Annotated in this window: 7 protein-coding genes, 1 tRNA gene and 2 pseudogenes; all 10 read left to right on the top strand. The window is 67.8% G+C overall.

What is annotated here, in order from left to right; translation table 11 throughout:
- A pseudogene (locus QN345_RS12000) lies at positions 1-81 on the top strand (tRNA-dihydrouridine synthase); the annotation flags it as partial.
- A gap of 430 nt (positions 82-511) precedes the next feature.
- A complete protein-coding gene (locus QN345_RS11995) occupies positions 512-2,140 on the top strand; it encodes an ABC transporter substrate-binding protein (protein WP_134558462.1) in 1,629 nt (542 codons plus the stop codon).
- Positions 2,141-2,226: 86 nt separating this feature from the next.
- Positions 2,227-3,312 carry an ABC transporter permease gene (locus QN345_RS11990; protein ID WP_134446034.1) on the top strand — a complete coding sequence of 362 codons (1,086 nt, stop codon included), beginning with the start codon at positions 2,227-2,229 and terminating at the stop codon, positions 3,310-3,312.
- Between the two features lie 2 nt (positions 3,313-3,314).
- Complete coding sequence (locus QN345_RS11985) at positions 3,315-4,430, top strand: ABC transporter permease (protein WP_134558461.1); 1,116 nt, start codon at positions 3,315-3,317, stop codon at positions 4,428-4,430.
- Entirely contained in the window at positions 4,427-6,175 is a 1,749-nt protein-coding gene (locus QN345_RS11980; protein ID WP_134446032.1) for an ABC transporter ATP-binding protein, read from the top strand. Before QN345_RS11985 ends, QN345_RS11980 begins: the two co-directional genes overlap by 4 nt.
- Positions 6,176-6,180: 5 nt before the next feature.
- Positions 6,181-7,020 (top strand): ATP-binding cassette domain-containing protein, encoded by an 840-nt coding sequence (locus tag QN345_RS11975; RefSeq protein WP_134558459.1) that lies wholly within the window; start codon positions 6,181-6,183, stop codon positions 7,018-7,020.
- Entirely contained in the window at positions 7,004-8,011 is a 1,008-nt protein-coding gene (locus tag QN345_RS11970) for a D-isomer specific 2-hydroxyacid dehydrogenase family protein (protein ID WP_134446030.1), read from the top strand. Before QN345_RS11975 ends, QN345_RS11970 begins: the two co-directional genes overlap by 17 nt.
- A gap of 120 nt (positions 8,012-8,131) precedes the next feature.
- Positions 8,132-8,204 (top strand) — tRNA-Asn (locus QN345_RS11965).
- Between the two features lie 96 nt (positions 8,205-8,300).
- Positions 8,301-9,179, top strand: coding sequence for a sensor histidine kinase (locus QN345_RS11960; RefSeq protein ID WP_323508681.1), 879 nt, complete (start codon positions 8,301-8,303; stop codon positions 9,177-9,179).
- A gap of 4 nt (positions 9,180-9,183) precedes the next feature.
- A pseudogene (locus QN345_RS11955) lies at positions 9,184-9,379 on the top strand (hypothetical protein); the annotation flags it as partial.

Raw genomic sequence — 9,379 nt, 5'->3', positions numbered from 1 at the left:
GTGCCCGTCGTCCTCGCACCGATGGCCGGCATCACCAACACCGCGTTCCGCCGGCTCTGCCGGGAATTCGGCGCCGGACTGGATCGAGCGCGTTGTCGCGGACGTACCGGTTTCCCTGCAGAACCTGGTCACCGACCTGGCGATGGCGCCGCTTCCCGAACGCACCGAACGCGAAGTCGAACGCTACGTGCGCGACGTGACCGTCGCGCTCATCGACCGGGACTTCCTCCGCCAGAAAGCCGAGCTGCTCGGCCGGCTGCAGCGTGCTGACCCCACCGACCGTGTGCCGTACACGGCGCTGCAGCGTGAACTCATGCGGGTCGAACTCGAGCGGCGCAACCTGAGGGATGAGTAACTGAGCACACCTCGCGTGTTGCAGCTGGGTAAATATTCTGGCGAGAATTCGGGCAAACTGCGTTTTTCGTGATATTCCTTTCGGTACAGCAATGCAGAGGTGCGGCTCCCTCGCATGCCGCCTCTGCCGCATTTCGAGAGAAAGAGGCTCACGCACATGGCATTTTCACCCACCAGGCGCACCAGGCTGATCGGGGGACTGGCGCTCGTCGCCGCTTCCGCGCTCGTCCTCGCCGGCTGCTCGGCAGGCGGCACCACCGCAAGCGCCGGAGGCACCCTCCTGATCGGCACGACCGACAAGGTCACGACGCTCGACCCGGCCGGCTCGTACGACAACGGCTCGTTCGCCGTGATGAACCAGGTCTTCCCGTTCCTGATGAACAGCGCATACGGCACCGCCGATGTGACGCCGGACATCGCGACCAAGGCCGAGTTCACGACCCCCACCGAGTACACGGTCACGCTCAAGCCCGACCTCGTCTTCGCGAACGGTCACAAGCTCACGTCCTCAGACGTGAAGTTCAGCTTCGACCGCCAGCTGTCGATCGCGGACGCCAACGGCCCGTCGACCCTGCTGTACAACCTCGCGAGCGTCGCGGCTCCGGACGACACCACCGTCGTCTTCACCCTGAAGGCCGCGAACGACCAGGTCTTCCCGCAGATCCTGTCGAGCCCTGCCGGCGTGATCGTCGACGAGGAGACCTTCTCGGCGACCGCGATCACGCCCGATGCCGACATCGTGAAGGCGAACGCCTTCGCAGGCCAGTACGTCATCACGAGCTACGACTTCAACAACCTCATCGGGTACAAGGCCAACAAGGATTACAAGGGCAACCTCGGCGCGGCGAAGTCGGATGTCGTCAACGTGAAGTACTACGCCGACGCGTCGAACCTCAAGCTCGATGTGCAGGAAGGCAATATCGACGTCGCCTTCCGCAGCCTGTCGTCGACGGACATCGATGACCTGCGCGGCAACGACAAGGTCAAGGTCGTCGACGGACCCGGCGGAGAGATCCGCTACATCGTCTTCAACTTCGACACCCAGCCGTTCGGCGCCAAGACGCCCGAGGCCGACCCGGCCAAGTCGCTCGCCGTGCGCCAGGCCGTCGCCGACCTCGTCGACCGTGCCGAAATCGCCAAGCAGGTCTACAAGGGCACGTACACGCCGCTCTACTCCTACGTTCCGGCCGGCATGACCGGTGCCACCGAGTCCCTCAAGGGCCTCTACGGCGACGGCAACGGAGGACCCGACAAGGCGAAGGCCAAGGCAACGCTCGAAGCCGCCGGCATCACGAGCCCTGTCGCCCTCAACCTGCAGTACAACACCGACCACTACGGCCCCGGCTCGAGCGATGAATACGCGCTCGTCAAGGACCAGCTCGACGCCTCCGGCCTCTTCACGGTCAACTTGGCTTCGACCGAGTACGTCACGTACTCCAAGGAGCGCGTGAAGGACGCATACCCCGCTTACCAGCTCGGCTGGTTCCCGGACTACTCGGACGCGGACAACTACCTGACGCCGTTCTTCGCCGATGGTAACTTCGTCGGAAACCACTACAGCGACTCTGTCGTCAACGACCTGATCAAGCAGCAGGCCGTCACGACCGACAAGGACGCCCGTACCAAGCTCATCGAGGAGATCCAGGACAAGGTCGCAGCCCAGCTGTCGACCCTGCCCCTCCTCCAGGGCGCCCAGGTCGCCGTCACCGGGACCACGGTCACCGGAACCACCGACACGCTCGACGCATCCTTCAAGTTCCGCTACGCGGCGCTGAAGAAGGGCTAAGTCCGGCCTGTTTCACCAGTTGTAACCGGGGGGCATTCAGCCAGAGCGCTGGGTGCCCCCTTTCAATTCTCGATCGATAGGCAGTGATGACAACAGTGGCAGCGCGCCCGACCGCCCCCCAGGGAATCCGGCGCAAACGAACCTCCCCCGGCGGGGGCATCGGTCGTTACATCGCGGTCCGCTTCCTGCTCATCTTCCCGACGATCTTCATACTCGTCTCCATGGTCTTCTGGCTGATGCGCGCGACCGGCGACCCGATCACGGCCGCCCTCGGTGGCCGCCTCACCGCCGACCAGCTCGCCGAACGCATCCACGCCGCCGGCTACGACCGGCCGATCCTGGTCCAGTACTTCGAGTACCTCGGCCAGATCTTCACCGGCAACTTCGGCACGACGATCAGCACGAACAAGCCCGTCGTCGACGTCCTCCTCACCTATGGCGTCGCCACGGCTGAGCTCGCGTTCTACGCGCTCCTTGTCGCATTCATCGTCGGCATCCCGCTCGGCATGGTGGCCGCGTACTTCCGCGACAAGGGCCAGGACGCCTCCCTCCGGATCTTCGCGATCCTCTGCTACGCCACCCCGGTCTTCTTCTCCGGCCTGCTTCTCAAGCTGATCTTCTCGGTCTGGCTCAAGGTCCTGCCCGTCGCGGGACGGGCGACGACCGGCTCGGAGCTGCAGATGCAGTTCCTGCCCAGCAAGACCGGGATCTACACGATCGACGCGATCATGACCGGCAACCCCGCGGTGCTCATGGATGTGCTCGCGCACGCCGTGCTCCCGGCGATCGCCCTGGGCCTCCTCACCGCCGGTGTCTTCCTCCGTCTCGTACGCACCAACGTCATCGGCACCCTCGGCACCGATTACGTGGATGCCGCCCGGTCGCGGGGGGTGAGCGAGTTCCGGCTGGTCTCCAAGCACGCGTACCGGCCGGCCCTGATCCCGATCATCACCGTGATCGGCCTGCAGATCGCCCTGCTCCTCGGCGGTGCCGTGCTGACCGAGACGACCTTCGAATGGAAGGGCCTCGGCTTCATGCTCTCCGAATTCCTCAAGGCACGTGACTTCGTCGCCGTGCAGGGCATCGTCGCCCTGCTCGCCGTGATCGTGGCGCTGTCCAATTTCATCGTGGACATCATCGCCGCGATCATCGACCCGAGGGTGAGGTACTGACCATGAGCCACACGCCAGACACCACCAGTGCCCCCGTCCGCCGCGGCGGCCTCGCCGCACTCTGGAACCGGCTCCCCGTCGTGCACCAGGTGAAGCAGAGCATGGGCCTGCAGCGGGGAATGCTCGTCACCGGCCTCGTCATCACCGGCCTGTTCGTGCTCACCGCCATCTTCGCCCCCGTGATTTCGCCGTACGGCTACAGCCAGTTGCGTGACGCGAACGGCCCCTTCGGCGCCCAGGTGGCCCCGGGTGGCGCTCACATCCTCGGGACCACCGTCGGCGGCTACGACGTGCTGTCCCGCGTCCTCTGGGGTGCCCAGACCGCCCTGTTCGTGATCGTCGTCGCGGTACTGCTCTCCATCTTCGCCGGCGTGTTCCTCGGCCTCGTCTCCGGCTACTTCGGCGGTTGGCTCGACCGCATCCTCGTCGTCGTCTGCGACGCGGTCTACGCGTTCCCGTCCCTGCTGCTCGCGATCGTGATGTCGATCGTGATCTCCGGCGGCAAGTCCGACCTCGTCGGCGGAGTGGTCGCGGCGGCCATCTCCATCACCGTCGTGTTCATCCCGCAGTACTTCCGGGTGATCCGCGCGGAGACCGTCCGGATCAAGGCGGAGGCCTACGTGGAGTCCGCCAGGGTCCTCGGCGCGAGCAACGGCCGGATCATGTTCCGGCACGTGCTGCGCAACGCCACTCGCACCCTGCCGCTCATCTTCACGCTCAACTCCTCCGAGGCGATCCTCACCCTCGCCGGGCTCGGCTTCCTCGGCTTCGGCATCGAGCCGAGCGCCGCAGCAGAGTGGGGCTACGACCTGAACAAGGCCCTCTCCGACGTCACGAGCGGCATCTGGTGGACCTCGCTGTTCCCCGGTCTCGCGATCGTGCTCGTCGTGCTCGGCATCACCCTCGTCGGCGAGAGCCTCAACGACCTCGCCGACCCGCGCCTCCGCGGTCGCCGCTCGGTCGGCAAGGTTGTTTCCGTCGTCGCGGCGACGTCCGTCGTCCCCGGCGGTACGCTCACGGGCGGCCCTGGCGGCCTCGACGGCCTCGAGGGCGGCGCCGACGGCATCGACGCCGACATAGACAGCTTCACCGACGAAGGATTCGAGGACCGGTCATGACCGCGGCATCCGCCACCACCCCCGAGTCCGCCGGAGCCGTGTCCAGCACCGCGCGAAGCTCCGACGTGCTCAGCATCACTGACCTCACTGTGACCTTCGCGACCGACGCCGGCGCCGTGCACGCCGTCGCCGGCGTCAGCCTCCGGGTCGCGCCCGGCGAGGTGCTCGCGATCGTCGGCGAAAGCGGAAGCGGCAAGACCGTGACGGCCAAGACGATCCTCGGCCTGCTTCCGGAGACCGCGACGTCATCGGGAGCCGTGTTCCTCAGCAGCAAGGACGGCTCGAGCACGAACAACGTGATCTCCGTCGGCAAGCAGAAACTCCGCCAGCTCCGCGGCACCGACGTCTCGATGGTGTTCCAGGAACCGTCCACCGCGCTCAACCCCGTCTACACCGTCGGCTGGCAGATCATGGAGGGCATCCGCGCCCACGGCCAGTTCAGCCGCGCCGAGGCGAAGAAGAAGGCCGTCGAGATCCTCGGCAGGGTCGGCATCCCCGACCCTGAGATCCGGGTCAACTACTTCCCGCACCAGTTCTCCGGCGGCCAGAAGCAGCGCGTCGTCATCGCGATGGCCCTCGTGCTCGACCCCGGACTCATCGTCGCGGACGAGCCGACCACGGCGCTCGACGTCACCGTGCAGGCCGAGATCCTCGACCTGCTGCGCCGTTGCCGCGACGATTTCGGCACAGCGATCGTCCTCATCACCCACAACATGGGCGTCGTCGCCGACCTCGCGGACCGGGTCGCGGTGATGTACCAGGGCAAGGTCGTCGAAGAAGCGGATGCGCGCACCCTGTTCGCCTCCCCGCAGAACGACTACACGAAGAAGCTGCTCGCCGCCGTTCCGCACCTCGGCCAGGGCGTCGTGCACGCCGCAGACCGCGCGGCGGCGCGGACGCCCGGCTGGACCGCCGAGACGCCCGTCGTCGTCGCGAAGGACCTGCGCATCGAGTATCCGGGGCGGATGGGCCGCGGCGGCTTCACCGCCGTCGACGGCGTGAGCTTCAGCATCCGCCCTGGCGAGGTCCTCGGCCTCGTCGGCGAGAGCGGAAGCGGCAAGACCACCATCGGCCGCGCCATCGCCGGCCTCACCCGGGTGACGGACGGTTCCCTGACCGTGCACGGCCACCAGATGAACGGGTTCAAAGAACGCGCCTTCAAGAAGTTCCGCAGCGACATCGGCTTCGTCTTCCAGGACCCGGCATCGAGCTTCAACCCGCTGCTGACCATCGCCGACTGCGTCGCGGAGCCGCTCATCGTGCACGGCAGGGCGAAGAACCCTGCTGAGGCACGGGCCAGGGTCGACGAACTGCTCGAGGCCGTCCAGCTCCCGCGCAGTTACGGCGACCGGTACCCGCACGAGCTGAGCGGCGGCCAGCGCCAGCGCGCGAGCCTCGCGAGGGCACTCGCGCTCGAGCCCAGCCTGCTGATCGCCGACGAGCCCACCTCGGCGCTCGACGTCTCGGTGCAGGCCCGCGTCCTCGAGCTCTTCGCAGAGCTCCAGCGGGAATTCGGTTTCGCGGCACTCTTCATCAGCCATGACCTCGCCGTCGTGGATATCCTCGCCGACCGCATTGCGGTGCTCTACCACGGCAAGCTCGTCGAGGAGGGCACGAGCGCAGAGGTGCTCGGCGCCCCGAAAGATCCGTACACGCAGCGCCTGCTCGCCTCGCTGCCCGTTCCGGACCCGGTGGAACAGGCCGGACGCCGTGAGAAGCTGCGGGAGCTGCGTACGGCAGGATAGGAACCATGACTCGCGGCGCGGCATGGACCTTTCCCATCGCGATGGACGACCTCTCCGTCTCGTATCCGGCCCACGGTGCGAGCGACTCCTTCGCCGCCCTGCGCGGGATCACCCTCCGGGTCAATCCCGGTGAGGTGCTCGGTGTGCTCGGCGAAAGCGGCTCAGGCAAGAGCACCCTCGCCAGGGTGCTCTCCGGGAGCGGGGGATCGGCCGGCACGGACGTACGACCGCTGATCACCGGCGGCGAGGCGACCGTGCTCGGCCTGCGGTTGCGGGGCATCAGCCGCCGCAAGCTCGCCCGGTTGACCCTCGAGGTCGGGATGCTCGCCCAGGACGCCGGCCAGACGCTTCCGGCAACACTCACCGTCAGCGAGCTCGTTGCGGAGCCCGTGCTCGAGCGCGACGCCCGGTACCAGGCCGGTGCCCTCAGGGCGCTCGTGGCGACCATGGTGGATGCCGTGCGCCTGCCGCTCACCGTGCTCACGAAATACCCGTACGAGCTCAGCAGCGGCCAGCGGCAACGCGTCGCGCTTGCCCGCTCGCTCGTGCTCGGCCCCACCCTCCTGATCGCGGACGAACCGCTCGCGGGCGTCGACGTCACCGTCCGTGACGCCGTCGTCGACCTGATCGGCGAACTGCAGCGCGAACGCGCGTTCACGGCCGTCGTGATCAGCTCAGACCTCGCCGTTCTCCGGCGCGTGACCGACCGGATCGCCGTGCTGCACCAGGGCGTGCTCGTGGGCCTCGGCACGATCGACGAGGTCTTCGCCGACCCGTGGCATCCCTACGTCGCCGAGCTTGCTTCGGCACTCACCCAGGACGGACAGCATGACAGCGATACCTGAGCACGCCCAGCATGAGGCCGTCCTGGCCGGCACGGTCACGGCCGTTCCGCTCGGGCAGCGGCCGCCGAGCGGGCCGATCGCGATCCTCCCGCACCCCGCAGACACCGCCACGTGGGCGGTGCAGGCGGCCGGGGGAGTCCTCGGACCGCTCTCGGATGCCACCCGAGGATTGATCTGGCTCTCCTACGGGCGTGCGGACGAGCTCCGCGCCGCTCTCGACGACAACCCGGGCATCGGCTGGGTCCAGCTGCCCTGGGCGGGAGTCGACGCGTTCAGCGACCTCCTGGCCGAGCAGGACCGGCCCGGACTGCTCTGGACGAGCGCCAAGGGCGCATACGCCCAGCCCGTCGCCGAGCACGCCTTCACGCTCACCCTCGCGCTCCTGCGCGTGCTGCCCAAGCGTGCCAGGGCCCTGAGCTGGAGCACCCTGCCGGAGGGGCGCTCCCTCTACGGTCGCCATGTCGTGATCATCGGCGCAGGCGGCATCGCCCTCGAACTCATCCGGCTGCTCGAACCGTTCGGGACGACGGTGACCGTTGTGCGCCGGTCCGCACAGCCCGTGGCCGGCGCGGCGCGCACGGTGCAGACGAGCGCCCTGCACGAGGTCCTCCCTGACGCCGACGTCGTCGTCGTCGCGGCAGCGCTCACCAAGGACACCCGGCATCTGATCGGCGCCCCCGAGCTCGCGCTGATGAACCGCAACGCCAACCTCGTCAACGTGGGCCGCGGTCCGCTCATCGACACCGATGCCCTCGTCGCGGCCCTCGCCGCAGGGAGCATCGCCGGCGCAGCACTCGACGTCACGGAACCGGAACCGTTACCCGACGGGCATCCGCTCTGGACGGAGCCGCGCTGCCTGATCACGCCGCACTCGGCGGACACGCCCGAGATGACCGCTCCGCTGCTCGCCGAACGGATCCGGCTCAACGTGCTGGCCTTCCTCGGCGATGGCCGTTTCGTCGGCGTCGTCGACCCGCAGCGCGGGTACTGAGCCCGTGCCGGGCCGGTGCCGAAGCGCTGGGAGGAGACCGCTTCCCGGCCCCGATTTGGCGAACGGCCGATTCTTGGTAAAGTAATAACGCTGTTCAAGCGGAAACGCTGTTCCAGCTTTTCCTCGATAGCTCAATTGGCAGAGCATCGCACTGTTAATGCGACGGTTCTTGGTTCGAGTCCAAGTCGGGGAGCGAAAGGCCACTCAGGGCTCCACCCCGGGTGGCCTTTTCTATTTCTATTTCATTCTGTTTTCTCTTTTCGTCCGGAAGTTCTGGAAAGGCGACACCGTGGAGTTCTGGCCTCTCGCAGCCGGCGTGCTCGCCGCAGTCGCCGTCGTCCTGCTGCTGCTGTTGTGGCTCCTCACGGCTCTGCGCCTTCGCCGCATCATCTTCGACCGCACGGCGGCCGAACGGATGCGTATCGACCTCGAACTGTCCCTCGCCGAACAGAACGGCCGCCTCGGCATCATCCGAGAGCTTCAGGACGGTGCGGTGCTGAACGTCGCCCGGCTGATCACGCAGGCAGAGGGTGCGCGGTACACGGCGGAGAACGACCCGGCGAGCGCGGTCCGGGTCGCGACGGCCCTCGTCGAGGACGGCAGGGTCGCCCTCGCGGACATGCGCAGGGTGCTCACGATCGTGCGCGAGGGCGAAACCGTCGACACGCCCCAGCCGGGCCTGCAGTCCGCGCGGAACCTGTTCCGCGTGATGCGCGACGCCGGCCTCGAGGTGAGCTTCGCCGAGTCCGGCGACCGTTTCCCGCTCAAGCCGGGCGCCGAACTCGCGATCTTCCGGATCCTGCAGGGCGCACTCGCCAACGCCCTCACGCACGGCGGCCGCGGCACGGCGGCGAACGTCTCTTTCACCTGGACCAGGGACGGCCTGCAGCTCCTCGTCGACGACGACGGCATCCGCGCGGCCGCCCGCAGGGTGAGCTCCGACCCCGACGAGGTCGCCGCGCGCACCCGGTACACGATCGACGACGACCTGCACGCGCTCAGCGAGAGCGTGTCCGGTGCGGGCATCACCCAGATGCGTGAGCGCGCAGAGCTCTTCGGCGGCACCTTCACGGCGGGCACCGTCCCGGGTGTCGGCTTCTCCGTGTCCGTAGTCTTCCCGTCCCTGCGCTACCACAACGGTGTGCACGGCGTGAACCTCTCCCGGTAGCGGGATGCCCGCGCAGCTCCCTCCCGAAGACGACGCTGCCGAGGACGACGCTGTCGACGACGACGCTGCCGTGGACGACACCTCGAAGGACGACACTGCCGAGGACGCCGCCTCCCAGGAGATCGCCGCCCGGTCGGCCAGGCGCTGGCCGGGAGCCTTGGAATTCTGCGCCTCCTGCACGAGCGCGACGATCTGGGCCA

The organism is Cryobacterium sp. 10I1 (genome assembly GCF_035019805.1).
GTDB lineage: Bacteria > Actinomycetota > Actinomycetes > Actinomycetales > Microbacteriaceae > Cryobacterium > Cryobacterium glucosi.
Note: the sequence above shows the minus strand (reverse complement) of the source record. Positions and strands in the feature narration are given on the sequence as shown.